We start from the raw sequence: 25,794 nt of genomic DNA on the forward strand, positions 1-25,794 counted from the left end.
GCTGCAATTAATCTTGCGCCTTTTCGTCGGGCCGCAACGCCTTTTGCGCCAGCGCGATGAACTGCTCTCTTTCGGATGCGGTCAGTGACCCCAGGATATCATCCTGAAGGCCGCGCACGACAGGTCCGATCCGGTCCAGCGTGGCCTGCCCGTCTTCGGTCAACCAAAGCGCACGCGCGCGGCGGTCCTCTTTGTTGATGCTGCGCGTCACCAATCCTTTGCGCTCCAGCCGCTCCACAACGCCGCCAATCGTGGCGCGGTCATACGCGATCAGACTGGCCAGCGTTGCCTGATCGACCCCCGGATTTTGCCGCACCGTGTTCATCGCCGCGAATTGAACCGAGGTCAGGTCATAGCCTGCCGCCTTGACCCGGTCCTGAAAAACCGAGGCCGATACCTGATTCAGGCGCCGGATCAGATGCCCCGGCATATCTGACAATGGAATACTCTCGGTCATGTGGTTTCCTCGAAATAGAATGCATACATATCATATTGACAAGCGTTACGGTAGTCCTCATATAAGATATGTATACATATTAATATGGAGCGCGGACATGCAGTATCACCTGAATGGATATCGGACCGGCAGCCCCCATATCGCCGACCACATCGGCGATCCCCGCCCCGACACCCTGCCCCCGAAGGTGGATGTTCTGATTGTCGGCTGTGGTCCGGCAGGATTGACGCTGGCCGCGCAACTGGCGGCCTTTCCCGACATCAAGACCTGCATCATCGACCAAAAACCCGGCCCCCTTCAGTTCGGTCAGGCAGATGGCATCGCCTGCCGTTCGGTCGAGATGTTCGAGGCCTTCGGATTTGCCGAACGCGTGCTGCGCGAGGCCTATTGGGTCAACGAAACCACATTCTGGAAACCCGATACCGACCGGCCCGATACGATTGCGCGGTCCGACCGGATTCAGGACACCGAAGACGACCTGTCCGAATTTCCCCATGTGATCCTTAGTCAGGCGCGTGTGCATGACTTCTACCTTGACGTGATGCGCAACGCCCCCACCAGACTGGAACCCTATTATGGCCGCGCGGTTACAGGCCTGTCGATGGACCGCACGGCACGCCATCCGGCAACCGTGACCATCGAGCGGGCAGACACCGGCACCCCGGAGACCATAAAGGCCCGCTATGTTGTCGGCTGTGACGGGGCGCGCAGCGTCGTGCGTAAATCCATGGGCCGCGATCTTGTCGGCGATGCCGCCAATCAGGGCTGGGGGGTCATGGATGTTCTGGTCGATACGGATTTTCCCGATATCCGGCTGAAATCGGTGATCCATTCGGCCAACGAAGGGTCCGTTCTGATCATCCCGCGCGAAGGCGGCTATCTGGTGCGGCTTTATGTCGAGTTGGAAAAGCTGAAGACCGACGAACGGATCTCCAGCAAGAACATCACCCGGGACCAGTTGATTTCAGCGGCAAAGCGCATTCTGCATCCCTACAGCTTCGAGGTGAAAGAGGTGGCGTGGTGGTCGGTCTACGAAATAGGCCAGCGCCTGTGCGACAAGTTTGACGATGCCGATGACGCATCCAACCCGTTGCCTCATGTTTTCATCGCGGGCGACGCGGGTCATACCCACAGCCCCAAGGCGGGTCAGGGCATGAATGTGTCGATGGGCGATGCGTTCAATCTGGGATGGAAACTGGCCAGCGTTCTGCGCGGCAACAGCGATCCCGCCCTGCTTTGCACCTATTCCGCCGAGCGTCAGGCGATTGCAAAAGAGCTGATTGATTTCGACCGCGCCTTCGCCAAAATGTTCAGCGCCAAACCCGTTATCGAGGGCGCAGGGACAGATGCGGACGAAGACGCGGTCGACCCGAAGGAATTCCAGAAATATTTCCAGCGGCACGGGCGGTTCACCGCAGGCACGTCGGTGCAGTATGGCCCGTCCCTGATTACCGGCGATACGGCGCATCAACATCTTGCCAAAGGGCTGACCATCGGGATGCGGTTCCATTCCGCACCTGTGATCCGTGCCGCAGACGCCAGACCTGTTCCACTGGGGCATATGTTCAAGGCAGATGGCCGCTGGCGCCTGATTGCCTTTGCCGGCACGAAGGCAGGCGGCAAGGACATTGATGCCCTTTGCGATTTCCTGACCGAAACGCCCCGATCGCCCCTGCGCAAATACACCCCCGCCACCGCCGACACAGATGCGGTGATCGACGTGCGGGCGGTGTTCCAGAAGGGGCACAGGGCCTTGGATGTCAGCGCCTTGCACCCGTTACTGCGCCCGCAAAAGGGCCGCTATGGCCTGACCGACGCCGAAAAGGTCTTTTGCCCAGACCTGAAATCCGGGGCCGACATTTTCGACATGCGCGGGATTGACCGGCAGAATGGTTGCCTGATTATTGTCCGGCCAGATCAATACGTCGCGCAGGTCCTGCCCCTCGACGCCTTTGACGCGGTTGCGGGCTTTTTTGACGGGTTCATGCGCGACCGCGGGGTGCAGCCGCCCGGCGTTTGACGCCGATCTGGCGGCTTACTGTATCTGGTTGATCAGGTCATCCCCCGCAGCAAGGCGGTTCACGTTTTCGGCCATCGCGGCGCGGCGGCGCGCGATTGTGCCGGTCGTCCAGCCGGACATATGCGGGGTCATCGTGACGTTGGGCAGCAAGTGGAACGGCTTGTTCCCGGGCAGCGGATGCGGTGCCGCTGGCGTCGGATAGACATACCAAGTGTCCAGAATGGCGCCGCCGATCCTGTCACCGGCCAACGCGTCATACAGCGCATCCTCGTCGACCACCGCGCCGCGCCCGACGTTCATCAGGATCGCGTGGGGCTGCATGGCGGCCAGCGCCTGAATGCCGATCAAGCCGCGTGTGGTCTCTGTCAGCGGCAGGGTGTTGATGACAATATCGACGCGGCCCAGCATGTCTGACAGCGCATCCAGCCCATAGCTTGCCGCCAGATGGCCCCCCGCGACCGGTGACCGGTTGGCAACATGCACCGCCATCCCAAAGGCCGCCGCCCGCGCCGCAACCGCCTGCCCGATGTGGCCATACCCAACGATGCCGATGCTTTGCGCGCCCAGCTCGGTCCGCAGGCCATCCGGCCCACCCGCCCAATAATGCCAGTCGCCCTGCCGCAGTTGCGCGTCGGCCTTTGCCAGCGGCACATGGCGCGACAGCAGCGCCGCCATCACATATTCCGCAATCGCGGTTTCATGTCCGAAACAGTTGCACAGCGCGCAATCGGGCGGCAGCAGCGACAGATCAATGCCATCATACCCCGCGCCCGGCACCTGATACAACCGCGCCGTCAGCGCAGGGTGATCCGGCGTCAGCTTGACCCCGATGACCACATCCGCACCAGTCAGCGCCGCTACCTCATCCGCGCGATCAAGCGTATCGGACAGGATACTGATGTCATGTGGCGCCGAAAGAAGTCCGGCGAAACCGGGGTGGAACGTTGCGGCATTGTTGCCATGGAAAACGATTTTCATCGCGGGATCCTTATAATACCGAAATCATGCCGCCGTCGGCATAGATGATCTGTCCGTTGATGTAGTTCGATGCATCCGACGCCAGATAGATCGCCGTGCCTGCCAGTTCCTCTGGCTTTCCCCAGCGACGGGCGGGCGTGCGGGCTTTGACCCAGGCGTCGAAATCGGGGTTGTTGATCAGCGCCTCGTTCATGTCGGTGATCATGTAGCCGGGGCCGATGGCGTTGGCCTGAATGCCCAGTTCGCCCCATTCGGCGGCCATCGCCTTGGTCAGCATCTTGATGCCGCCCTTGGACACCGTATAGGGGGCGACCGTCGCGCGGGCCAGTTCCGAGGTCAGCGAGCCGATGTTGATGACTTTCCCCCTGCCCCGCGCGGCCATGCGTTTGGCGGCCTCGCGCCCGATCACAAAGGCAGAGGTCAGGTTGGTGTCCATCACGCGGCGCCAGTCCGCTGTTTCCAGCTCCAGCATCGGTTTGCGGAACTGGATGCCCGCGTTGTTGATCAGGATGTCGATCTCGACCCCGTCTTTGTCGAAATGATCGAACGCCGCGATGATCGCGGGCTCGTCGGTGATGTCGAAGGCAGAGGTCAGAACCTCGAACCCCGCCGCCCGCATCTGGGTTGCCGCCTCGGCCAGTCGCGCCTCGTTCACCCCGTTCAGCACCACGCGCGCGCCCGCGCCGGCCAACCCTTCGGCAAAGGCGCGGCCAAGCCCGCGAGAGGAACCGGTGATCAGGGCTGTCTTGCCCGTCAGATCGAACAAGGACACCGACATCACGCCGCCTCCGACACGCGAACGGTCAGGTCGGACCGCTCGAAGAACTGCGGGACAAGTTCGGTGCCAAGTCCGGGACCTTCCATCGGGTAGATATAGCCGCCTTCGATGCGCGGCACTTCGGTCACCAATTCGCGGTACCAGCCCTTGTAAAACGCGCGCACGCTTTCCTGGATCAGGGTGTTGGGCTGGCTGAACGACATGTGGATCGCGGCGATGAAACCCACCGGCCCGATGCAGTCATGTGGCGCGAAGGGCCGGTGATAGGTGTCGGCCATGGCGGCGATCTTGCGCCCCTCGGTCAGGCCACCGGTCCAGCACAGATCGGCCATCACCACATGCGCCGCGTCACGGTCCAGATATTCCTTATAGGCGAACCGAGACCCGAGGGTTTCGGACGCACAGGTCCAGACATGTGTGGACCGTGCAAATTCCGCCAGCGCCTGCGGCGAGTTCATGCGGATCGGGTCCTCGAACCAGCGCGGGTTGAACTGCTCCAGCGTGCGGGCGATCTCCATCGCGGTGGGCAGGTTCCACAGCGAATGCATCTCGACCATGATATCCATCTTGTCGCCCACCGCCTTGCGGATCAGCTCGAACGGTTTTACGGCGGTTTTCATCTGCTCTGTGGTGATGAACTGGCCCTTGTTCTCGATACCCGCAGGGTCGAACGGCCAGATCTTCATCGAGCTGATACCGTTCTCCAACAAATCCTCGGCCAGTTCGCCGGCGCGGTTCATAAAGCCGTCAAGGTCTTCATAGGGCGACGGCGCGGCATCAAGGTTCCAGGTATCGACCGGCCTGATCTTGTTGGTCCGCACATATCGCGTTCCGGCGCAGGTGTTATAGGTGCGCATCCGATCCCAGCTTTGGCCGCCCAGCATGGTGTGCACCGGCTGGCCGCAGACCTTGCCGAACAGATCCCACAGCGCGATATCGACAGCAGACGCCGCGCGATATTCCACCCCGGTCGAGGCCTGCGCATTGGGCAGCGACACCATTTCCTTGTGCAGCAGTTCGATGTTCAGCGGGTCTTGCCCGACCAGCCGCACGGCCAGCGTATTGTGGATATGCGCCTCGACCGCCTCGGCCCCGTAAAAGGTTTCGCCCAGACCGGTGATGCCCGCGTCGGTTTCGACATGAATCCAAAGAACATTGGCAAATTCTTCGACGCGGTAGGTGCGCAGGGCGGTGATCTTCATGCCTCGTCCATTCGGTTAGGGCGTCCCCGACAGGGCAAACCTTCACCGGGCGCAGCCCCCTGACTGCGCGGATCGAACCTGTCCGGTTCGTCAAATGGTGTTGATTTCCCCCCAAGCTGCGGGCGACTCAGATTTCACTGTGCAGAGTTAAGCCGGAATGTTAGGGTTTTGACAACATAAAAATGATGTTTGGTAACCATAAATGCTAGAACCTATCATACAGGTCGGGAAGTCTGACGAAACCACAGGGCCCGTCACTGTCGGCCTTGTTGACCGGGCTATTGCCGATATCCGGCAGTTCATGCGCGACAATCAGCTAAAGCCCGGCGACGCGCTGCCCAGCGAAACTGCGCTGGCGGCGCAACTTGGCGTGTCACGCACCGTCGCCCGAGAGGCATTCCGCGCCCTTGCCACATTGCGGATTGTCGAGATCGGGAACGGGCGCAAGGCCCGCGTTGCCGCCCCGGATGCCGACGCGCTCAGCATGATCCTGGACCACACCGTTTACACAAAACAACTGTCGTTCCAGCAGGTGCTGGACGTGCGGCGCACGCTGGAACTGCGCACCGCCAGCCTTGCCGCATTGCGCCGGACCGACGCCGAGGCGACAGAGCTTTTGAACATCGTCGCCCGGATGTTCGAGGCGCTTGACCAGCCTGACGCCCTGATGGAGCTGGATATCCGGTTCCACGAGGTGATCGCCAAGGCATCCGGAAATTCGCTGTATTCCATCATCGTCAATTCATTCCGGGTGATCACACGCCAGACCTGGCATATCGGCTGGCGCAGCCGTGGCACCTTTGAAAACCGGCAGGAGAATATCCGCTGTCACGAACGGATTGCGCTGGCGATCATGGCGCAGGATCCGACCCGCGCCGAGGCCGCGATATCCGAACATTTCGATTCCGCCGTAACGGTTCTGCTGCATGCCGGCATCACCTGACCTGTCCTGCGTTTGACCACGCGCCGCCACCAAAGCCCCTTATGTCAGCGCCCTGATCGACTGCACAATCGAATGCCGGTCGATGCGGAAATGGCGATATAGATCGTCAATTGTGCCGGTCTGCCCGAAGTGTTCAACGCCGTGCGGGATGGTTTTGTGACCGCGCACCGACCCAAGCCACGACAGGGTTGCGGGATGCCCGTCTATGACGGTGACCACGGCACAGGTGGCGGGAAGACCGGCCAGCAGCGCCTCGATGTGGCTTGTCGCACCGGCGTTGCCGCGGGCGCGATCCCGTTGGGCCGCCATCCAGCCCGCATTCAGCCGATCGGCAGAGGTCACCGCCAGAACGCCGACATCACGGCGCATATCGCCAACCAGTCCGGCGGCGGCAATCGCTTCGTCCGCGACGGCACCCTGATAGGCGATGACGACCGAACAGTTCGGCCCCGGCTTGCGCAGCCAGTAGGCCCCGTCGATTGCACCCTGCCTGAAATCGTCATTCCCACGTTTGCCGGGTTGTTCCAGTGGCTTCGTCGTCAGGCGAAGGTAGACCGAACCGCCGGTTTCATCGCGCAGCCATGTGCGCTCGTCCGGGGCGCCTTCTCCGTCTTTCTGCATATAGGCAAAGGCCCATTCCATGATGACGGCCAGCTCGTCCACAAAGGCCGGCTCGAATGCGGCCAGGCCGTCTTGTGACATGCCGATCAGCGGTGATCCGATAGATTGATGCGCCCCGCCTTCGGGGGCAAGGGTGACGCCGGACGGCGTGCCGACGATCATGAACCGCGCGTCCTGATAGCACGCGTAGTTCAGCGCATCCAAACCGCGCGCGACGAAGGGATCGTAGACCGTTCCGATGGGCAACAGCCGCTTGCCGAACAAGGAATGCGACAGCCCCGCAGCCCCCAAAAGCAGGAACAGGTTCATCTCGGCGATGCCCAGTTCGATATGCTGGCCTTCGGGCGTGAATTCCCATTTCGCGGTCGAGGGGATGTTCTCGTTGATAAAGGTGTCGGCCTGTTCGGTGCGGGCGAACAGTTTCCGGCGGTTCACCCAAGGCCCAAGACTGGTGGTGCCCGTCACATCGGGCGAGGTCGTGACAATGCGGGCGGCCAGTTCGCTGTCGCCTTTGGACAGCGCGTCAAGGATCTTGCCAAAGCCCGTCTGGGTCGAGATGTCGCGGTCTGTGCCCGTCTCGATGCGCGGCACCGCAATGCGGTCGTCGGTATAGCGGCGCGGGCCTTTGGAAAAGAACGGGGTGGCGGCCAGAAACGACGCTAACCCGGCGGGGTCTTTGACCGTTGCGAATGGCTCCCATTCCTGACCTTCGGGCACGCCCATATGCTGTTGCCACGCGGCCATCTGGCTCTTGTTCATCAGGCCGCCATGGTTGTCCTTGTGACCCGCAATCGGCGTGCCCCAGCCCTTTACCGTGTAGGCAAGGAAACACACGGGGCGGTCGTGGTCGATGGCGGCGAATGTCTCGGCCATGGTCTGCACGCAGTTGCCGCCAAGGTTCTCCATCAGCGCGGCCAGTTCTGCATCCGTGCGGCTGTCGATCAGGGCCGTTACATCCCCCTGATCGCCCAGATCGTCCATCAACCGCTTGCGCCAGACAGCGCCGCCCATGAACGTCAGCGCAGAGTAAAGCTGGTTGGGGCATGTGTCGATCCAGTCCCGCAGCCGCTCTCCGCCTTTTTCGGTGAAGGCCGCGCGTTGCAAGGCGCCGTATTTCACCCGCACCACATCCCAACCGAATGCGTCGAAAATCTGCTCTACCCGCTTGAACAGCCCTTCGCGCACGATGCCGTCCAGCGACTGGCGGTTATAGTCGATGATCCACCATGTGTTGCGCAGATCGTTTTTCCAGCCCTCTTGCAGGCATTCGTAGATATTGCCTTCGTCCAGCTCTGCATCCCCGACCAGGGCGATCATGCGCCCGGTTTGCAGATCCTTTCCCCAGGATTTCGCCTGGATGTAGTCCTGCACGATGGATGCAAAGGATGTGATCGCCACGCCAAGGCCGACCGATCCGGTCGAGAAATCCACATCGTCGATGTCCTTGGTCCGCGACGGGTAAGACTGGACCCCGCCGTAGCCACGGAAATTCTGCATCTTCTCAAGGGTTTGATTGCCCATAAGATACTGCATAGCGTGAAACACCGGAGCGGCATGGGGCTTGACCGCCACCCTGTCGCCGGGCCGCAAGGTGCCGAAATACAGCGCGGTCATGATCGACACGATAGAGGCCGACGAGGCCTGATGCCCGCCCACCTTGATCCCGTCCGCCTTGGGCCGGATGTGGTTGGCGTTGTGGATCATCCAGTGCGACAGCCAAAGCAGGCGTTGCTCTATGGTTTTCAAATGCTGTGGTCCGGTCATGCGGGCCTCTTTCTGGTCGTCGGTCAATTGCGCGTGGCCAGCATAGGTCAACCCCCCCGATATGTGCTGCGGAAGGTGCTGCCAGTGGGGCATGTTTTCGGGTATTTGTGCTGCTCAATGATCACAGACGGCACACTATGCCGCATTGCACCCCTAAACCGGCAGGGCCGTCTTGTATTTCACCTGCTTCAGGGCAAAGCTGGAGCGGATGTTGGACACGCCGGGAATGGTGGTCAGTTCCTTGACGATGAACCGCTCCAACGCCTGAATGTCGGGCACGATCAGGCGCACCAGATAATCGCTGTCACCCGTCATCAGATAGCATTCCATGACTTCGGGAAAGCTGTTCATCTTCTGCTCGAACACCCGCAACGCCCGTTCCACCTGCCGTTCCAGCGTCACTTGAATGAACACGCTGATCGACAAACCCAGTTCCACCGGATCGACAAGCGCAACATAGCTGCGAATGACCTTGTCACGCTCCAGTTGTTTGACGCGGGCCAGACATGGCGACGGCGAAAGCCCGACCAGACCGGACAGCTCGACGTTGGTCAGCTTGCTGTTCCTTTGCAGCTCTGCAAGGATTTTGCGGTCGATATGGTCAAGGTGACGTGTTGGCATTTACGGCTCCTTTGCGGGGTATTTCCGGCATACTGTGCTGCAATACGCGCCAGTGGCAACTGTCAGAACCGGAAACCGCATGTTTTGCAATTTCATCTTGGTCAAAGAGTTCCACGCATTGTATACGCCAGAAATGCGGGATCTGAACCTCAAAGCTACAGAGTATTTCGAAGCCGTCGCGCGCCTTGGGACCGTGACAAAGGCATCTGTCGAACTGGGCGTTTCGCCTTCGGCCGTCAGCCAGCAAATCCGCCATCTGGAAACCCAGTTCGGTGTAAAACTTTTCCGGCGCGAGAAAAGGCGTCTGGTTCTGACCCTTGACGGCGACAGGCTGTTCCAGACCACAACGCAGGCGTTCAGCGCGCTGCGGAATGCGCGCAGCGCGATCGGGCGCCAGCATAACACGCGCAGCCTGACGATCAGGGTCAGTCCCAGCTTTGGCGTTCGCTGGCTTGGCCCCCGCGTGGCCAGTTTCGCAGGCGCCAACCCCGAGTGGAACATCCGCATTGATGCGACGCCGGATTTTTCGGCGTTCGACACCGAGGCGGTCGATCTGGACTTGCGCTATGGTCTGGGCGACTGGGCCGGACTGACCGTCGCTTGCGTCATGCACGACCTTGTGTTGCCGATGTGCAGCCCGGATTACCTGACGCGTCTTCGCGCCGTGTCGGATGACACCAGCGAACAGCTTCGGCAGGCGCGGCTGATCGACAGTGCCAAGACGCTGTTCCGTTGGGACATCTGGCTTGCATCCAACCGCATCGACATACAGGAAATCAGCTATCCTTTCCGGTTCGATCGCTCTTCGATGTCGATTGAAATGGCGAAACAAGGTGGCGGCGTGGCACTGGACAGCGCAATGCTTTGCCTGCCGGAGTTGAAGCGCGGAGAGCTTGTGCCACTTGCGCCCACAATTCCGGTGATCGACTTTCCGGCCTATTGGTTCGTTTGCCCGCCCCGCCACCTGAACCGCCGCATCGTGAACCGTTTTTCTGAATGGATAACCGCAGAGGCAGGCGGACACGAGAGCGAGACCCGCGATTTTCTTGCGGGTCTCGGCTGTAGTTTCAGGACCGAGGCCCGGCCGGAATTGATCGACGTAAAGCCCTGGGGGCTTTAGTAAATCGTCAGGGCAGGAACGAAAGAGATCAGCATCAGCACCACAATCGCCACCAGATAGAACGGCACCAGCGCCTTGACCACCTCGCCGATCCCGACCTCGGCAATCGCCGCCGAGATGAACAGCGTGGTCCCGACCGGAGGTGTATATAGCCCGATCGAAAGGTTCACGACCATCATCAGACCCAGTTGCACCGGATCCAGACCGATGGCCTGACCGATGGTCACAAACAGCGGCCCAAGCAACAGAACGGCGGCAGGAAGGTCCAGAAACGCCCCGACAACCAGCATCACGGCGTTCAGCGCCAGAATAACCATCCACGGTTCGGAAATCGTGGCGGCCACCCACACGGCCAGATCTTGTGGAATGCGCTCTGCCGTCAGGACCCACTGGATCGTTGAAGAGGCCATGATGATGAACATGACAGCCCCCGTCATCATCGCGGTATCAACGGCCGCGTTCCAGATCCCCGCCCAGTCAAGGTCGCGGTAGATCACACCACTGACAAACAGCGCATAGGCCACGGCCATCACGCTGACCTCGGTGGGTGTCGCGACCCCGAAACGCAGTGTTCCGATCACGAAGACCGGCATCAGCAGCGCAGGCAGAGCAGTGAAAATCTGGCCCCTGAAGGCCTTGAAACCACCCGCCAGCGGCGAGCGCGGCAGATCGTCCCTGCGGGCGACAAACCAGACCGCAATGAACATGCCGCCCCCCAGCATAAGGCCCGGCAGGATCCCCGCGATGAACAAATTGATGATAGAGACGTTGGACACCAACCCATAGAGGATCAGCGGGATAGAGGGCGGGATAAGCACCGAAACCGTCGAGGAGGCAGAGTTGATCGCGGCCGCGAAACCGCCGGGATAACCTTCCTGCTTTTGCACAGGGATCAGCGCATTTCCCAGCGCCGAGGCATCCGCCACCGCTGACCCCGACACGCCGCCGAACATCACCGATCCGATGATCGAGACCTGCCCCAGCCCGCCCTTGAAATTGCCCACGAACAGTCTGGCGATGTTGACCAGATAGACGCCGAATTTGCCCGACATCATCAGATTGCCCGCAAGGATGAAGAACGGGATCGCAAGCATCGGAAAGCTTTGAGTCGGCGTATATAGCCGCTGCGCAATCACCGCCATCGGCTTGCCTTCAAGCCAAAGGGCCGCCGCCACACCCCCCAGCATGGCATGGGCAACCGGCACCGACAGGGCCAGCAGCCCGAAGAAAATCCAGATCATTATTGCGGACATGGCTATGTCTCCTCAGCTCAGGCTGCCGTGGGCGGGGTCAGTGCCTTGACGCGGGCCCGACAACACCGTCCGTATTGTTTCAAGCGCGGCGATCACAGCCATTGCGCCAAAGGCGTAGACAAGGCTGGAATAGCCCCAGATTTGTTTTATTCCCAATGTCGAGAGTTTCTGGAACTGCGAGGCCTTCAGGATCGGCTGACTGGACCAAAGCACGCTGACCGCGATCACCAGGATGGCAATCTGCACCGCAAGAAACAGAACCCTCCGGGTGCCGGGTTGCACCATATCCGGCAGCAGGGAAATCGCGATATTACGCGACCGCGTCGCGGCGATGACAATCCCCCCCGCCACAAGCCAAGGCAGCAGTACCGCGTGAATTTCATAGGCCCAGGCAAGGCCGGACCCGAAGGCGTAGCGCAGGACCACATTGGCAAAAAGCGCGAAAAACATGATGCCAAGGGTTGCGACAGAGATGATCTTGCCGCTCCATTCGAAAACCGACATCGCAACCGCGACCGCATCAAGGAAGAGGCGTTGCCGCCCCTTCCCGTTGTGCGCCGGGGACGAGGGGTCCCGGCGGTTCATTATTGCCCCACAGCGGCCTTCAGGGCCGCGACTAGATCGGGGAAGTCAGCCGCATATTTGTCATAGACCGACGCGGTGGCCGCGACGTAGGCGGCGTGGTTTGCCTCGGCAAAGATGGCCCCTTCTGCTTCCATCTTGGGGCGCAGCGACGCGTCGCCATCAAGCGACATCTGGCGCTGGATTTCCCCTGCACCGGCGGTCGCCTCCAGGGCGCATGCCTGTTTGGCGGCGTCCAGACCGGACCACCATGCCAGACCTGCCACGACCGGCGTAGATTCATACTTGTGGCCGGTCATCGTGACATAGGGTGTGATCTCGTGGATCTTCGACGAGTAGATGTTGGTCAGCGGGTTTTCCTGACCGTCGAAGACACCCGATTGCAGTGCGGTCGGCAGTTCCGAGAACGCCAGCGGAGCAGGCGATGCGCCCAATGCCTCGAAAATATCGACGGTCATCTGATCGGGGGGCGTGCGGATTTTCATGCCGGCCAGATCGGCAGGCTCCGACACGTTTTTCGACACATGGGTTACATTGCGGATGCCGTTATCCCAGAAGCCAAGGATCTTGAGGCCGGATTCCTGTGCGCGCGCGTCCAGAAGGCCGCCAACCTCGCCGTCAAGAACACCCCATGCGGTCGGCAGATCCTTGAACAGGAACGGCAGACCCAAAAGGCCGATTTCCGGCACGATCTGGCTCATGGCACCCTGCGAGTTGGCAGAGATCTGGATCACGCCGCCAATGGCCGAGGTCAGCATTTCAACGTCATTGCCCATTGTCGCGGATGGCGCGACATTCACGGTGTCGGTGCCGCCGGTGCATGCCGCGTATAGTTCGGCCCATTTTTCGGCTGCGACAAAGCGGGGGTTACCCGGATTGGCGCCATGGGCAAAGATCACCTCGTCCGCCTGAACGGTTCCTGCGATCATGGTGGTGGCGGCCAGAATGGCCAAAAGTTTCGTCTTCATGGTTGGTTCCTCCCTTTAGAAGACTGCAATTTACGCCCCCGCGCTCCTCAACACCGGGGCGCTCGAAATCAATGGATCAACGACCCTCCGTTCACGTCGACCTCTGTGCCTGTGCAATAGGCCGAAAGGTCGGACGCAAGGAACAGGGCGCAGCCGGCAACGTCAGAGGCTTCGCCAGCACGGGCCATGGGGATACCCGCCAATATCTGCACCATCATGTCCGGCGTCAACATGCCGCCGGTGATATCGGTGGCGATAAAGCCGGGGCAGATCGCGTTCGACCGGATGTTGTCGGGGGCCAGTTCGCGGGCCATCGCCTTGGTCAGGCCAAGGACACCGGCCTTGGCTGCGGAATAATGCGGGCCACCGAAAATGCCGCCGCCGCGCTGTGCGGACACCGACGACAGGTTGACGATGCTGCCCGACTTTTGCGCACGCATGGTCGGGATCACGGCCTGGCTCATGAAAAGTGTGCCGCGCAGGTTCACGTCCATCACCGCGTCATAGTTCTGCGGTTCGATGTCCATCAGTTTCAGCGGCTGGGTGATACCGGCGTTGTTCACAAGAATGTCGATCCGGCCCCATTGTGCCACCAGCGCACGGGCGGCGGCGGCACAGGCCGCCTTGTCTGTCACGTTGCAGGCAAGGCCGACATGCCCTGCACCCAGATCCGCAGCGGCCGCCTGTGCCTGACCCGCGTCAAGATCGAGGATCGCAATGGTCGCGCCATGTTCGGCGAACAGTCTCGCCGTTGCCTTGCCAAGACCGCGCGGGCTGGCCGCGCCGGTGATGATCGCAAATTTTCCGTCCAAAAGGCCCATGACCCTTCTCTCCCTCTGATTAAAAGAACTGTCCCCGTCGGGGCCGTGCGTTGGTCAAAGCCAACCCTTGATCCGCTCGGCCACCTTGTTGACCGAAAGACCGTACATGTCGTGCAAGGTCGGCAGCGCGCCCGCCTCGAGGAATTCATCCGGCAGCCCGATCATGCGGAAGGTCGGGGTCACGCCCGCCACCAGCAATTCGCGCGCCACGGCCTCGCCCAGGCCCCCGTTCACCGTGTGGTTCTCGGCCACGACGACCAGCCGACCGCCTATTGCGGCCTCGGCCAGAATGGTCTCGACATCCAGCGGCTTGATCGTCGGCACATGCAGCACAGCGACATCCACATTGTCCGCCGCCAGCTTTTCTGCCGCGTCAAGCGCACGCATGGTCATGATGCCGGTCGAGATGACCAGAACGTCCTTGCCCTCGCGGATCATTTGCGCCTTGCCCAACTTGAATTTGTAGTCGGGTTTGAAACGGGTCAGGACCGAAGGCACCTTGCCGCGCAACAGGCGGGCATAGACGGGGCCGTCATGCGCAACCATTTCCGGCACCATCCCCGCCACATCATTCGCGTCGCAGGGATCAATGATCGTCATATTGGGCAGCCCGCGAAAGATCGCGATATCTTCGGTGGCCTGATGGCTGGGGCCATAGCCAGTGGTCAGGCCCGGCAGGGCGCAGACGATCTTGACCGGCAGGTTTTCCTCGGCGATGGCCATGGCAATGAAATCATACGCCCGCCGCGAAGCGAAGACAGCATAGGTCGTGGCAAAGGGAATGAAGCCTTCGCGCGCCATGCCCGCCGCCGCAGACATCAGCAGTTGTTCGGCCATACCCATCTGGTAAAAGCGATCCGGCATCGCGTTCGCAAAGACGTGCAGGTCGGTGTATTTCGACAGGTCGGCGGACAGGCCGACAATGCGGTCGTCCTTTTTGGCCAGTTCGATCAGCGCGTGACCAAAGGGGGCGGGAACGGCGTCATAGCCCTCTGCCGCCAGCGAGGCGATCATGGCAGAGGTCGCAACCCGTTCGCCGTCCGGCCCCAAGCTGACGGTGCGCGGCTCGTATTTGCGGGCCATTGAGGCGAACGTCATTGCGGTTTTCCTTCTTCCAGAACGGCAAGTGCCTTGGACCACTCCTCGGCCTCGACGCGCACGAAATGGTTGCTTTCGCGGCGTTCAAGGAAATCCACGCCCTTGCACATTTTTGTATTGCAGATGATGACCCGCGGCTTTGGGTCGGACAGGGCGCGGGCCGTGTCAAAGGCCTTGACCAGCGCGGGCAGGTCATTGCCGTCTACCTCTTGCGCGTGCCAGCCGAACGCCTGCCATTTCGGTGCTTCCGCCCCTTGCGCCAGCGCGTCGCGGCTTGGTCCGTCGGCCTGCTGGTTGTTGAAATCGACGATGCAGATCAGGTTATCAAGTTTCCATTGGGTCGCGGACATCACCGCCTCCCAGGTCGATCCTTCGCCAAGTTCACCATCCGACATCAGGTTATAGACAAAGGCGGGGTTCTTTTTGCGTTTCAGGCCCATGGCCATGCCCACGGCAATGCCCAACCCCTGCCCCAGCGAACCACCGGTGATTTCCATCCCCGGCGTGTAGGACGCCATGCCGGACATCGGCATGCGACTGTCATCCATGCCGTAGGTGTCCAGTTCGTTCTCGGGCAGAATACCGGCCTCCATCAGGGCCGCATAAAGTGCGATGGCATAGTGCCCGATCGACAGAAGAAAGCGGTCGCGCCCTTCCCATTCCGGGTCTTCGGGGCGATATTCAAGCGCATGGAAATAGGATGTCGCAAGAACATCTGCGACCCCGAGGGCCTGACCGATGTAACCCTGTCCCTGAACCTCGCCCATCAGCAAAGCCTTGCGGCGAATGTTCCAGGCGCGCATGTCCAACGACATGTTGGGCAAGGCACCGGAGTGGTGGTGTGCGGTCATGGTTTCCTCCCAAGGCTCGATGACGTCCCAAGGTGGTAACAGCATTCCGGCGTCCTGAAATTACCTAAAAATGCAAAAGCTTGTTAGAAAAACTTAACAACATTCCAATGCCAAACAAGATAACCATCAGTCAGTTCAATGTGCGAAACCCACTGCGGCGACGGATACCTGCACTGTTCCAATGGCACTTCGGCAGGGCCGGTTGTGTGGTGATTGCAGGTATTCGTGCGCTTCTTTGACCAGAAAACCGAGAGACCGACCATGCCCGATATTTCAAAAATGGCGAACGCCATCCGCTTTCTTGCGCTGGATTCCATATTGAACGCAGGCGAAGGCCATCAGGGCGTGCCTCTTGGTATGGCAGAGATCGCGGCGACGCTTTATGCGCGCCATTTAAAGGTAGATCCCAAGGCGCCGCTTTGGCCTGACCGGGACCGCGTGGTGCTGTCGAACGGCCACGGGTCGATGCTGCTTTATGCGCTTTTGAACCTGTCGGGCTACGAGCCGATATCGGTCGCGGCGTTGAAAGACTTCCGCAAACTGGGCGCGATCTGCGCGGGTCACCCCGAAATAGAACAACATGCCGGAATAGAGATCACCACGGGGTTGCTGGGGCAAGGGATTGCCAGCGCCGTCGGCATGGCGGTGGCCGAGGCGCGCCTTGCCGCACGGTTCGGCACCGGATTGGTGGATCACCGCACCTGGGCCTTTGTCGGTGACGGATGCCTGCAAGAAGGCATCGGTCAGGAGGCGATTTCGCTGGCTGGCCACCTTGGTCTGGGCAAGCTGACCTTCCTTTGGGATGACAACCAGATCACCGATGACGGCGCCACCGCGCTGTCGATCAGCGAGGATGTCCCGGCCAGATTTCGCGCGGCAGGTTGGCATGTTCAACCGGTCGACGGGCATGACATAGAGGCGATCGACGCCGCCATCGACGCCGCAAAGGCCGACCCGCGCCCCTCGATGATTGCGTGTCGCACGGTGATTGCGCGGGGCATTCCCCGTCTTCAAGGGCAACGCGGCGGGCACAGCGCCCCGCTGACGCCACAGGATTCGACAGAGGCCCGCGCCGCCCTGGGCTGGAACCATCCCGCATTTGTGATCCCCGACGAAATCCGCGCAGATTGGGCGACATCCATGGACCGGGGCGCGCAGGCCCGTGCCGGTTGGACCACGCGCCTGACAGATCACCCCGAGGCGGATGAATTCCGCCGGTGGCACGAGGGTTGCCTGCCCGACGCCTGGAGCGGAATCACCGAACACATTGCCGCCGCAGCGCTGGACCAAACCGCACCGCGCCCCACGATTCTGGCATCGGGGGATGTCTGCGATGCGCTTGCGTCCGACCTGCCCGAAACCCTTGTGCTTTGTGCCGATCTGGAGGCGCCGACAAACCACAAGCGGGGCCGCACAGCGTTCACCGCGACGGATCGCAACGGCAGTTATGTTCATTGCGGCGTGCGCGAGCATTTGATGGGGGCAATGGCCGACGGGATCGCCGCGCATGGTGGGTTGCGCCCCGTCAACGTGACCTATCTTGCCTTTGCCGACTACGAGCGGCCCGCGATGCGCATGGCGGCCTTGATGGGGCTGCCCGCGCTTTTTGTCTTTAGTCACGATTCCATCGGTGTCGGCAGCAACGGCCCGACGCACCAGCCGGTCGAGATCCTCGCCAGTTTTCGCGCGATGCCGAACATGCAGGTGTTCCGCCCCGCCGATGCCGTGGAAACCGCCGAGGTCTGGCAGATCGCGCTGGAAACCACGACGGGGCCAAGCCTTTTGGCGCTGTCGCGGCAACCCGCCGCCCCCCTGCGCCGGACAACAGACAAGAACCTGAGCCGCAAAGGCGCCTATGTGGTGAGTCCCGCAGATGGTCCGCGTGTGCTGACCCTGATTGCCACTGGAACAGAGGTCGCACTAGCGCTTGCCGCACAGGGCGAACTGGCCAAGGCCGGGATCGCGGCGGCGGTGGTTTCCATGCCCTGCTGGGAGCTGTTCGAGGCACAGGAACCGGCCTACCGCGCCCAGGTGCTGGGCAGTGTCCCCCGCATCGGGGTAGAGGCCGCACTGCGCTTTGGCTGGGACCGCTGGTTGCGCGAAGGCGATGCGTTTATCGGCATGACGGGCTTTGGCGCCTCGGCAAAGTCAGAAATCCTGTATGATCATTTTGGCATAACCGCCGCACGCATCGTCGAGACCGGAAAAGTCCTGTTGGGCGGGTCGGACGCATAGGCGGGCGACAGTTTGTTGTGCTGCTCAATCCGCATATCGACTTCGCAATCGGCGATCGATGCCGCTGCATCTTCCAGCGTCCTTGAGTGTTTCTGATGCCAAACGCAGGCGCTTTGCAACAACAGCGCGCTGAACCGGTGGCGGGGGCGCGGGGCGGCAACCCGGCCCTGAATTGCCCCGACACCGTAAAATAAAATCCCTTCAGCCGCTTCCAGCACAAGGTGCACCGTGGCCGGGCGCTGTGGCCGCTCGCGGGCAAATTGGACATATCCATCAGTGCGTTGATCATAACGCTTGCCGGGGGGCTTGTGCAAACGCTGGGGGAAATCGGGTGCTTCGACGCCGAATTTAAGGCCTTCCCGAAATCCGTCACTGCCTGAAACACTGGAAAACAACATGCTTAGAATTGGACTCCTTGGCGCGGTCCGCACCGATCCGGTGTCTTACCCCAGATAAACCGTGCCCGAGGGATAAGAAATCCGCTTGGGTCTTTTTGTGGCAAGCAGGAAGCCAAGGGTCAACGGGCCGACCCGCCCGACGAACATGATGAACATGATCACGATACGCCCGGCGGTGTCGAAATCACCGGTCACGCCGCGCGACAGGCCGACCGTGCCAAACGCCGAGACGGCCTCGAAGGCAAGGTCCAGAAATTCACCTTCGTGGAACAGCAGCGTTACGAAAAGGGCGATGAGGATCAAAAGCAGGCTGACCATCGACAGCGCCAGCACCTTCATGATCTGATCCGCGCCAAGCCTGCGCCCGAACACATCGACATTGGGGCGGCGTTTGAAAAACGCAACCGTTGCCAGCAGCAGAACGATGAAGGTCGTGACCTTGATCCCGCCGCCGGTCGATGTGCTACCCGCGCCGATCACCATCAACGTCATGAACATAAGCGCGGTGCTGTCGTTCAGGGCGCCTATGTCCACCGTGTTAAAGCCCGCCGTTCTGGTGCTTGCGCCCTGGAACCAGCTGGCCCAGATCCGGGCAGGCCAGTCCAATGCGCCCAAAGTGTTCGGATTGGTCCATTCCATCGCGGCAAAGGCGATGGTGGACCAGGCCAAAAGCGCGGCCGTGCCGACCAGCATCAGTTTGGTGTGCAATGAATATTGCCGCCAGCGCCAATGGCCCCAGACATCTGCCGCAACCGTAAACCCAAGACCACCCAGAATAAAAAGCACCGGGATAACGATATTGATCACCGGGTTTCCGACCCACCGGCTAAGGCTGTCGGGGAACAGGGAAAAGCCTGCGTTGTTGAAGGCGGAAACCGAATGGAAAACCGATTGCCACATCCCCTCGCCCCAGCCAAATTCGGGCACAAACACCAAGGCAAGCAGCGCGGCACCGGCCATTTCGCACAAAAGAACGACGCGCAGGATCATCTTTGTCAAAGCCAGAAGGTCGGTGGCAGATGTCTGGTTCAGATCCTCGCGCAGATACAGATGATGCGTAAACCCGACGGGCAGGCCCAGCATCGACAGGATCAGCACGGCAAAGGTCATCAGGCCCAAGCCGCCAAGCTGGATCAGAAAGGCGATCACGATCTGCCCGAACAGGGTAAAATCGCCCCCCGTGTCGAGAACCGCCAACCCCGTGACCGTCACCGCGGATGTGGCCGTGAATACGGCATCCGACCATGTGATGGGTGCCGTCGTCGCAAAGGGCAGCTTCAGGGTGATGGCCCCGAGCAGAATGAAGGTGGCGTAGATCAGAACAAGGACAAGCGGGGGCGGCAGGTGCGATACCCGCCTTTTGACTGTGCGAAATGCCATGGGTCAGCCCCCGTCGCGCAGGTCGTCTCCGAAATGCCGCAGATCGGTTCTCTTTCCAAGGATAAGAAGCTTGTCACCCTCCATCAACGTCAGATCACCGCCCTCGCAGGACAGATACTTGCTGTCCCGCATCGCCCCCAGCGCGCGCAGGTCGTATTTGGTGAAAATAGCCGCATCCCCAATCCGCTTGCCGTCGAGTTGCGACGGCACCCGCAGGTCGACGACATGATACCCGTTTCCAAGGCTTACATAGTCCCGCACAAGCGGGTTATGCAGCATCTGCGCGATATGCTGTCCGATCTCCTGTTCGGGCAGGATCACCCGATCCGCGCCCAGTTTTGTCAGAATACGGTGGTGAGTCCGGTTAAGTGCCTTCACCCAGATCGTCTCGACCCCCAGCATCTTGACGTTCATCGTGCAAAGGATATTCGCCTCCAGATCCTCGCCTATGGCGACGATGGCCACATCGTAGTTGCCAACGCCGGCTTCTTTCAGCGCGGCTTCATCCTTGCCATCGGCAATGATGGCCTCGGACAGCGTATCGGCCAGTCTGGTGACGTGGCGCGCGTCCGTATCTATTCCCAGAACCGGGTTGCCGAAGCGGGCCAGTTCGCTGGCAACGGTGCTGCCGAAAGTTCCAAGGCCGATCACGGCAAAGCTGCGGGTTTTCACTGATCCTGCCTTCCGGCTGTTGCTGTTGCACGCATCTAAGCCGCAATCGGCGGCAGATGACAAGTTACGACCGCAACGGGGCCCATCCCGCTGGTCTGGCATCGCCACCACAGGCGCACTACAAAGCGGCAAGCGGTCGTGGGGGGTCCACGCAAATAGATTCGTTTGAAGACACAGGAGACGCCGATGATCACCGGATATGTAAACGAGGCGGGCCGCTTGCAGCCGGTCGCCGAGGTGCAGGAGCGTTTGAACGGGCTTGTCTGGATTGATATGATGAACCCCAGCGATGCAGAGGAAGATCAGGTCGAGAAATGGCTGGGCGTCGATATTCCGACCAGGGACGAAATGGAGGAGATCGAGATCTCGTCCCGCCTTTATACCGAAGACGGCGCCACGTTCATGACCGCGATTTTGCCGTCGCAGGCCGACGGCGATGACCCCCAGATGGCGCCGGTCTCGTTCGTGCTGGCCGGCAAGCGGCTGATTACGGTCCGCTATCACGAACCGCGCGCCTTTCAGACCTTTCCGATCCGCGCCGAAAAGACCCCGATGGGGTGCGAGACCGGCGAAGGGGTTCTTTTGGCCTTGCTAGAGGCAATCGTGGACCGTCTGGCGGATATTTTAGAGCGCGTGGGCCGCGAAATCGACGCTATTTCACGCAGTATTTTCCAGCAAAAAGGCGCGAAACCTACCAAAAGTCGCGATTTCCAGAAGGTTCTGGAATCTATCGGTCGCAAGGGTGACCTGATCTCGAACATCCGCGACAGTCTGGTGACGCTTGAACGATTGGTCGGGTTCCTCGGTCAGGGCGCGCTTCAGCGCAAAAGCGACAAGACCTTGCGGGAACGGATCAAGACGCTGTCGCGCGATGTGCGCTCGCTGGCCGACCACGACAGTTTCCTGTCGCAAAAGATCACGTTTCTGCTGGATGCCACCCTTGGCATGATCAATATCGAACAGAACGCCATCATCAAGATTTTCTCGGTCGCTGCCGTCGTCTTTCTGCCACCGACGCTGATTGCATCCATTTACGGGATGAATTTTATCCATATGCCGGAATTGCAATGGCCGCTTGGCTATCCCTTCGCACTTGGCCTTATGGTGCTTTCCGCGATCCTGCCCTACCTGTTCTTCAAACACCGTGGCTGGTTGTAGCGCGGCTGCATTCGGCGGAACAAGTGTTTCCGGGTATCTTGCCGACAGTTCGGCGGTGGTCATTGCGCTGATGATCTGAACAAAGACGATGGCAAAGCTGAAACAGATCGCCACGCCAAAACTGATAGGTGCGCCGGATCGCACCATCATCGCACTGACCGTGCAGCAATCTATGGCGCTGGGGGTGGTGGGCCTTGGGCTGCCGCCGCGTCAATGCGCCGGATCGTCGATCAGTGGCGTCGGTTTGGCCAGCCGCATCAGGGTCGCGACATCGGTAATGCGCACGGTGCTTCCCTCGGTCTCGACGCCGTAAGCCTGTAGCGCCTTGATGGAACGCGACAGATTTTCCGGGGTCATGCCCAGAAAAGACGCCAGCTTGCGCTTTTCGATGAGCAGGTCGAACGCAGCGGGCATGTTGGCGGCGGCATGCTTGCGCAAAAGATAGTTGGCAAGCCGCTCCACCGAACTGCGCAGTTTCAGGTCCTTGGTGTTCTTGACCACGCTTCGGTAACACTGCGCAAGCTCGGTCACGACCGCGCGGGCAAAGGTCGGGTCCGCGTCGAACACCGCCCTTACATCTTCCGAAGGCAGCAAAACAATCCGCGTCTTTTCAAGCGTGCGGGCGGACATCAGATAGGGCGCGTCCCGTATCGTCGCCGCCAGAATGAAGGTGGAAACCGGGCGGATCGTTGCCATGATCGTCTCGCGGCCATTCCATCCGGCAAACAGTTCGACGCAGCCATCGACGACGATATGCAGAAAATCGCTGGGGTCGCCTTCGGTGATCAGCTCGATCTGGGGTGGAAAGTTCTGCACATAAGATCCGCGCATCAACGCATCGAAATGCACATCTTCCATGTCCCTGAACAGGGGCAAGGGTCGAATCAAATTTGCTTCGGCTGGCCGCATCCTGTGTCCCGCCCCGGTTGGATTGATAATTATCAAGACTGTAGCCGACAAGTGACGGCCTGTCACTGAACAACCCGCCAAGCGCCAGATGATCTATGTCCGACCTCTGGCACACATTAGTACATTTATCAATTATTTCAAAGGTCTGGCGCAACCCTTTGACATGGATCAAGTCGATGCGCCGCGCCCTGCCCCAGGTCTGTTCCAACGCATTTTGCCGGAGCACAATCATGCAAACCACGGGAACTGTAACGCAGGCGGACCAAAACCGCGCACTGTCATTAAGTACCATCGCCTTTACGGTCTGTTTCGCAGTCTGGACGATCTTTTCCATCATCGGCGTCGCCATAAAGGCCGAACTGGGCCTGAACGAGTTCCAGTTCGGCCTGCTGGTCGCGACCCCGATCCTGACAGGCTCGTTGACGCGGCTGTTCCTTGGGGTCTGGACCGAGAAATATGGCGGGCGCATCGTGTTTTCGTTGCAGATGATGCTGGCGGCGGTTGCCACATGGCTGCTGACGCTGGCCGATACCTATACGATGTATCTGGTCGCGGCGCTTGGCATCGGCCTTGCCGGTGGGTCGTTCATCATCGGCGTCGCCTATGTGTCGCGCTGGTATCCGGCGGGCAAGCAAGGCACGGCGCTGGGGATTTTCGGCGCGGGGAACGTCGGTGCGGCGGTGACCAAGTTTGTGGCGCCCTTTGTCATGGTCGCCTATGGCTGGCACGGGGTGGCCAACGTCTGGGCTGTCGGGCTGGCGGCGATGGCTGTCATCTTTTACCTGTTTGCCAAGGATGACCCCGAACTGGTTGCGCGTCGTGCATCCGGGGTGAAATCGCCAACGCTGGCCCAGCAATTCGCCCCGCTGGCCAATTTGCAGGTCTGGCGGTTCTCGCTTTATTACTTCTTCGTCTTTGGCGGCTTTGTGGCGCTGGCATTGTGGATGCCGCACTATATGATCGACGTCTACGGCATGGATGTCAAAACCGCCGGTATGTCGGCGGCGGCCTTCAGCCTGTCGGCCAGCCTGTTCCGCGCCTATGGCGGGCATCTGTCGGACAGGTTCGGTGCACGGACGGTGATGTATTGGACCTTCGGCTTTTCGCTGATCTTTCTGTTCATGCTGTCCTATCCGCCGACCAGCTATATCATTCAGGGCAAGGACGGCCCGATCGCCTTTTCCACGCAGATGGCGCAATGGCCCTTTGTTGCCACGCTTTTCGTTCTTGGCTTTTTCATGAGCCTTGGCAAGGCGGCGGTTTTCAAACACATCCCGGTTTACTACCCTCAGCATGTGGGCGCGGTGGGCGGTCTGGTGGGGATGATCGGCGGTCTGGGCGGGTTCATCCTGCCGATCACCTTCGGTGCGCTGCTGGACTTGACAGGTATCTACACCAGCTGTTTCGCACTTTTGTTCGTGATTGTTGCCGTGTCGCTGGCCTGGATGCATCTGTCGATCCGCGCAATGGAACGTGCCGCGCATGGCGAGGCGCTGGACCAGTTGCCCGAATTGCCTGAAATGCAGCCGATCCACCACGCAGCCACCACAACCATGCCGCGCGTGTTGACCGAATGGCACCCCGAGAACCCCGAGTTCTGGCAGGACAGGGGCCGCAGAATCGCGCGTCGCAATCTGTGGATTTCGATCCCTGCGCTGCTGCTGGCGTTTTCGGTCTGGATGGTCTGGTCGGTCGTGGTGGCGCGGCTGCCTGCCATCGGGTTTGACTTCACCCCCGGCCAGTTGTTCTGGCTGGCCGCCCTGCCGGGCCTAAGCGGCGCGACCTTGCGCATCTTCTACAGCTTCATGGTGCCGATCTTTGGCGGCAGGCTGTGGACCACGCTGTCAACGGCCTCACTTTTGCTGCCTGCGATCGGCATCGGCTATGCGGTGCAGAACCCCGAAACGCCTTATCTGATCTTCCTTGTGCTGGCGCTTCTTTGTGGCTTCGGCGGCGGAAACTTTGCCTCGTCGATGGCGAATATCTCTTATTTCTACCCCAAGGCGGAAAAGGGCAACGCATTGGCCTTGAATGCGGGTCTGGGCAATCTGGGGGTGTCGGTGATGCAATTCCTGATCCCCATCGTCATCACGGCGGGCGTGTTCGGTGCGATGGGCGGGCAACCACAGGTCATGTCGGACGGCGGGCAATTGTGGATGCAGAACGCGGGCTTTGTTTGGGTGCCCTTCATCATCGCGGCCACGGTCGCGGCATGGGTTGGCATGAATGACATCGCCGATGCTTCGGCCAGCTTCAAAGAGCAGGCGATCATCTTCAGCCGCAAGCACAACTGGATCATGTGCATCCTTTATACCGGCACATTTGGCAGCTTCATCGGCTATTCCGCAGGGTTTCCGCTGTTGACCAAGCTGATGTTCCCCGAGGTGAACGCGCTGCAATATGTGTTCCTGGGGCCGTTGGTCGGCGCGCTTAGCCGGGCCGGAACCGGCTGGGTGTCGGATCGGTTCGGCGGTGGGCGTGTCACCTTCTGGACATTCGCGGCGATGATCGTGGCGGTTTACGGCGTGATCCATTTCTTGCCCGCAGACGGCGGCGCAGGAAACTTCGGCGGCTTCTTTGCCTGCTTCATGGCGCTGTTCCTGCTGACCGGCATCGGCAACGCCTCTACCTTCCAGATGATCCCGATCATCATGGGCCGCGAGATCCCGCGCCTTATGCCGAACCTTGGGCCAGAGGATCGCCAGCGTCAGGCCGGCCGCGAAGGGGCTGCGATTATCGCCTTTACCAGCGCGATTGCCGCCTATGGCGCCTTCTTCATCCCCAAGGCCTATGGCACCGCCATCGCCATGACCGGCAGCCCGATTGCGGCCCTCTGGGGGTTCCTCGTCTTCTACGTCCTCTGCCTTGTGATCACCTGGGCCTACTACACCCGGCGGGGTGGACTGCTGCATGACATCGAAAACGGCCGGGGCGCGCGTGCCTCTGCACAAACAGCCTGAGCCGA

Annotated in this window: 22 protein-coding genes; 6 read left to right on the forward strand and 16 right to left on the reverse strand. The window is 60.6% G+C overall.

The genetic code is table 11. The annotated features are described in order from the left end of the window. Positions 1–7: 7 nt before the first annotated feature. The gene (locus tag ACEN2R_RS13095) at positions 8–457 is read right to left on the reverse strand and encodes a MarR family winged helix-turn-helix transcriptional regulator (protein ID WP_442042887.1); all 450 of its coding nucleotides are present in this window, start codon (positions 455–457) and stop codon (positions 8–10) included. 97 nt (positions 458–554) lie between these two features. Between ACEN2R_RS13095 and ACEN2R_RS13100 the strand changes: the two genes are divergently transcribed. Beyond that, the gene (locus ACEN2R_RS13100; RefSeq protein ID WP_442042889.1) at positions 555–2,477 is read left to right on the forward strand and encodes an FAD-binding monooxygenase; all 1,923 of its coding nucleotides are present in this window, start codon (positions 555–557) and stop codon (positions 2,475–2,477) included. Between the two features lie 15 nt (positions 2,478–2,492). Here the strand turns inward: ACEN2R_RS13100 and ACEN2R_RS13105 are convergent, their stop codons facing one another. Genes ACEN2R_RS13105 through ACEN2R_RS13115 form a run of 3 tightly spaced genes read right to left on the reverse strand, consistent with a single transcriptional unit; the run spans position 2,493 to position 5,435 of the window. Then, positions 2,493–3,455: a 2-hydroxyacid dehydrogenase gene (locus ACEN2R_RS13105; RefSeq protein WP_442042891.1), complete on the reverse strand. Its 963-nt coding sequence runs from the start codon at positions 3,453–3,455 to the stop codon at positions 2,493–2,495. Positions 3,456–3,465: 10 nt separating this feature from the next. Then, positions 3,466–4,233, reverse strand: a complete 768-nt coding sequence (locus ACEN2R_RS13110; protein WP_442042893.1) for an SDR family oxidoreductase — start codon at positions 4,231–4,233, stop codon at positions 3,466–3,468. Continuing rightward, positions 4,233–5,435: a mandelate racemase/muconate lactonizing enzyme family protein gene (locus ACEN2R_RS13115; RefSeq protein WP_442042895.1), complete on the reverse strand. Its 1,203-nt coding sequence runs from the start codon at positions 5,433–5,435 to the stop codon at positions 4,233–4,235. Before ACEN2R_RS13115 ends, ACEN2R_RS13110 begins: the two co-directional genes overlap by 1 nt. A 202-nt stretch (positions 5,436–5,637) precedes the next feature. On the opposite strand from ACEN2R_RS13115, the gene ACEN2R_RS13120 reads away from it, so the two are divergent. After that, on the forward strand, positions 5,638–6,378 hold the full coding sequence (locus ACEN2R_RS13120; RefSeq protein WP_442042897.1) for a FadR/GntR family transcriptional regulator: 741 nt from the start codon (positions 5,638–5,640) through the stop codon (positions 6,376–6,378). Between the two features lie 39 nt (positions 6,379–6,417). Here ACEN2R_RS13120 and ACEN2R_RS13125 read toward each other — a convergent pair whose 3' ends face one another. Further along, positions 6,418–8,763, reverse strand: coding sequence for a transketolase (locus ACEN2R_RS13125; protein ID WP_442042974.1), 2,346 nt, complete (start codon positions 8,761–8,763; stop codon positions 6,418–6,420). A 153-nt stretch (positions 8,764–8,916) separates the two neighbouring features. Beyond that, positions 8,917–9,384 (reverse strand): Lrp/AsnC family transcriptional regulator, encoded by a 468-nt coding sequence (locus ACEN2R_RS13130; protein ID WP_442042899.1) that lies wholly within the window; start codon positions 9,382–9,384, stop codon positions 8,917–8,919. A 79-nt stretch (positions 9,385–9,463) separates the two neighbouring features. Here ACEN2R_RS13130 and ACEN2R_RS13135 point away from each other — a divergent pair, with 79 nt between their 5' ends. Beyond that, positions 9,464–10,504, forward strand: coding sequence for a LysR substrate-binding domain-containing protein (locus ACEN2R_RS13135; protein WP_442042901.1), 1,041 nt, complete (start codon positions 9,464–9,466; stop codon positions 10,502–10,504). Here the strand turns inward: ACEN2R_RS13135 and ACEN2R_RS13140 are convergent. From ACEN2R_RS13140 to ACEN2R_RS13165, 6 genes are all read right to left on the reverse strand, one after another. Beyond that, positions 10,501–11,757, reverse strand: coding sequence for a TRAP transporter large permease (locus ACEN2R_RS13140; protein ID WP_442042903.1), 1,257 nt, complete (start codon positions 11,755–11,757; stop codon positions 10,501–10,503). The two genes, ACEN2R_RS13135 and ACEN2R_RS13140, sit on opposite strands and share 4 nt — an antisense overlap. Before the next feature lie 12 nt (positions 11,758–11,769). Continuing rightward, positions 11,770–12,342 carry a TRAP transporter small permease gene (locus ACEN2R_RS13145; protein ID WP_442042905.1) on the reverse strand — a complete coding sequence of 191 codons (573 nt, stop codon included), beginning with the start codon at positions 12,340–12,342 and terminating at the stop codon, positions 11,770–11,772. Then, on the reverse strand, positions 12,342–13,307 hold the full coding sequence (locus tag ACEN2R_RS13150; protein ID WP_442042907.1) for a TRAP transporter substrate-binding protein: 966 nt from the start codon (positions 13,305–13,307) through the stop codon (positions 12,342–12,344). Before ACEN2R_RS13150 ends, ACEN2R_RS13145 begins: the two co-directional genes overlap by 1 nt. A gap of 68 nt (positions 13,308–13,375) precedes the next feature. Continuing rightward, positions 13,376–14,128, reverse strand: a complete 753-nt coding sequence (locus tag ACEN2R_RS13155; RefSeq protein ID WP_442042909.1) for an SDR family NAD(P)-dependent oxidoreductase — start codon at positions 14,126–14,128, stop codon at positions 13,376–13,378. Between the two features lie 54 nt (positions 14,129–14,182). Further along, positions 14,183–15,226 carry a transketolase family protein gene (locus ACEN2R_RS13160; protein WP_442042911.1) on the reverse strand — a complete coding sequence of 348 codons (1,044 nt, stop codon included), beginning with the start codon at positions 15,224–15,226 and terminating at the stop codon, positions 14,183–14,185. Beyond that, positions 15,223–16,077, reverse strand: coding sequence for a transketolase (locus tag ACEN2R_RS13165; protein ID WP_442042976.1), 855 nt, complete (start codon positions 16,075–16,077; stop codon positions 15,223–15,225). Before ACEN2R_RS13165 ends, ACEN2R_RS13160 begins: the two co-directional genes overlap by 4 nt. Positions 16,078–16,338: 261 nt before the next feature. Here ACEN2R_RS13165 and ACEN2R_RS13170 point away from each other — a divergent pair, with 261 nt between their 5' ends. Beyond that, positions 16,339–18,312 (forward strand): transketolase family protein, encoded by a 1,974-nt coding sequence (locus ACEN2R_RS13170; RefSeq protein ID WP_442042913.1) that lies wholly within the window; start codon positions 16,339–16,341, stop codon positions 18,310–18,312. Here ACEN2R_RS13170 and ACEN2R_RS13175 read toward each other — a convergent pair. From ACEN2R_RS13175 to ACEN2R_RS13185, 3 genes are read right to left on the reverse strand one after another with little or no spacing between them, the layout of a single operon-like run. After that, entirely contained in the window at positions 18,243–18,710 is a 468-nt protein-coding gene (locus tag ACEN2R_RS13175; RefSeq protein WP_442042915.1) for a hypothetical protein, read from the reverse strand. The two genes, ACEN2R_RS13170 and ACEN2R_RS13175, sit on opposite strands and share 70 nt — an antisense overlap. 45 nt (positions 18,711–18,755) lie before the next feature. After that, complete coding sequence (locus ACEN2R_RS13180) at positions 18,756–20,090, reverse strand: TrkH family potassium uptake protein (RefSeq protein ID WP_442042917.1); 1,335 nt, start codon at positions 20,088–20,090, stop codon at positions 18,756–18,758. Between the two features lie 3 nt (positions 20,091–20,093). After that, entirely contained in the window at positions 20,094–20,762 is a 669-nt protein-coding gene (locus tag ACEN2R_RS13185) for a potassium channel family protein (RefSeq protein WP_442042919.1), read from the reverse strand. Between the two features lie 186 nt (positions 20,763–20,948). Here ACEN2R_RS13185 and corA point away from each other — a divergent pair, with 186 nt between their 5' ends. Next, a complete protein-coding gene (corA, locus tag ACEN2R_RS13190; protein ID WP_442042921.1) occupies positions 20,949–21,920 on the forward strand; it encodes a magnesium/cobalt transporter CorA in 972 nt (323 codons plus the stop codon). Positions 21,921–22,130: 210 nt separating this feature from the next. Here the strand turns inward: corA and ACEN2R_RS13195 are convergent, their stop codons facing one another. Beyond that, positions 22,131–22,829, reverse strand: coding sequence for a cyclic nucleotide-binding domain-containing protein (locus ACEN2R_RS13195; protein ID WP_442042923.1), 699 nt, complete (start codon positions 22,827–22,829; stop codon positions 22,131–22,133). A 230-nt stretch (positions 22,830–23,059) separates the two neighbouring features. Between ACEN2R_RS13195 and ACEN2R_RS13200 the strand changes: the two genes are divergently transcribed. Next, positions 23,060–25,789: a nitrate/nitrite transporter gene (locus ACEN2R_RS13200; RefSeq protein WP_442042925.1), complete on the forward strand. Its 2,730-nt coding sequence runs from the start codon at positions 23,060–23,062 to the stop codon at positions 25,787–25,789. The last annotated feature ends 5 nt before the right edge of the window (positions 25,790–25,794 follow it).

The sequence above is a fragment of the Pseudogemmobacter sp. W21_MBD1_M6 genome, from assembly GCF_052119585.1.
Classification (GTDB): domain Bacteria; phylum Pseudomonadota; class Alphaproteobacteria; order Rhodobacterales; family Rhodobacteraceae; genus JBGQOJ01.

What these genes read in the sequence shown, in the direction of transcription:
- ACEN2R_RS13150 (WP_442042907.1), bottom strand. Translation starts at nt 13,307, where the DNA reads ATGAAGACGAAACTTTTGGCCATTCTGGCCGCCACCACCATGATCGCA.
- ACEN2R_RS13165 (WP_442042976.1), bottom strand. Translation starts at nt 16,077, where the DNA reads ATGACCGCACACCACCACTCCGGTGCCTTGCCCAACATGTCGTTGGAC.
- ACEN2R_RS13095 (WP_442042887.1), bottom strand. Translation starts at nt 457, where the DNA reads ATGACCGAGAGTATTCCATTGTCAGATATGCCGGGGCATCTGATCCGG.
- ACEN2R_RS13140 (WP_442042903.1), bottom strand. Translation starts at nt 11,757, where the DNA reads ATGTCCGCAATAATGATCTGGATTTTCTTCGGGCTGCTGGCCCTGTCG.
- ACEN2R_RS13175 (WP_442042915.1), bottom strand. Translation starts at nt 18,710, where the DNA reads ATGTTGTTTTCCAGTGTTTCAGGCAGTGACGGATTTCGGGAAGGCCTT.
- ACEN2R_RS13180 (WP_442042917.1), bottom strand. Translation starts at nt 20,090, where the DNA reads ATGGCATTTCGCACAGTCAAAAGGCGGGTATCGCACCTGCCGCCCCCG.
- ACEN2R_RS13125 (WP_442042974.1), bottom strand. Translation starts at nt 8,763, where the DNA reads ATGACCGGACCACAGCATTTGAAAACCATAGAGCAACGCCTGCTTTGG.
- ACEN2R_RS13200 (WP_442042925.1), top strand. Translation starts at nt 23,060, where the DNA reads ATGCAAACCACGGGAACTGTAACGCAGGCGGACCAAAACCGCGCACTG.
- corA (WP_442042921.1), top strand. Translation starts at nt 20,949, where the DNA reads ATGATCACCGGATATGTAAACGAGGCGGGCCGCTTGCAGCCGGTCGCC.
- ACEN2R_RS13115 (WP_442042895.1), bottom strand. Translation starts at nt 5,435, where the DNA reads ATGAAGATCACCGCCCTGCGCACCTACCGCGTCGAAGAATTTGCCAAT.
- ACEN2R_RS13195 (WP_442042923.1), bottom strand. Translation starts at nt 22,829, where the DNA reads ATGCGGCCAGCCGAAGCAAATTTGATTCGACCCTTGCCCCTGTTCAGG.
- ACEN2R_RS13130 (WP_442042899.1), bottom strand. Translation starts at nt 9,384, where the DNA reads ATGCCAACACGTCACCTTGACCATATCGACCGCAAAATCCTTGCAGAG.
- ACEN2R_RS13120 (WP_442042897.1), top strand. Translation starts at nt 5,638, where the DNA reads ATGCTAGAACCTATCATACAGGTCGGGAAGTCTGACGAAACCACAGGG.
- ACEN2R_RS13110 (WP_442042893.1), bottom strand. Translation starts at nt 4,233, where the DNA reads ATGTCGGTGTCCTTGTTCGATCTGACGGGCAAGACAGCCCTGATCACC.
- ACEN2R_RS13145 (WP_442042905.1), bottom strand. Translation starts at nt 12,342, where the DNA reads ATGAACCGCCGGGACCCCTCGTCCCCGGCGCACAACGGGAAGGGGCGG.
- ACEN2R_RS13100 (WP_442042889.1), top strand. Translation starts at nt 555, where the DNA reads ATGCAGTATCACCTGAATGGATATCGGACCGGCAGCCCCCATATCGCC.
- ACEN2R_RS13155 (WP_442042909.1), bottom strand. Translation starts at nt 14,128, where the DNA reads ATGGGCCTTTTGGACGGAAAATTTGCGATCATCACCGGCGCGGCCAGC.
- ACEN2R_RS13135 (WP_442042901.1), top strand. Translation starts at nt 9,464, where the DNA reads ATGTTTTGCAATTTCATCTTGGTCAAAGAGTTCCACGCATTGTATACG.
- ACEN2R_RS13170 (WP_442042913.1), top strand. Translation starts at nt 16,339, where the DNA reads ATGCCCGATATTTCAAAAATGGCGAACGCCATCCGCTTTCTTGCGCTG.
- ACEN2R_RS13160 (WP_442042911.1), bottom strand. Translation starts at nt 15,226, where the DNA reads ATGACGTTCGCCTCAATGGCCCGCAAATACGAGCCGCGCACCGTCAGC.
- ACEN2R_RS13105 (WP_442042891.1), bottom strand. Translation starts at nt 3,455, where the DNA reads ATGAAAATCGTTTTCCATGGCAACAATGCCGCAACGTTCCACCCCGGT.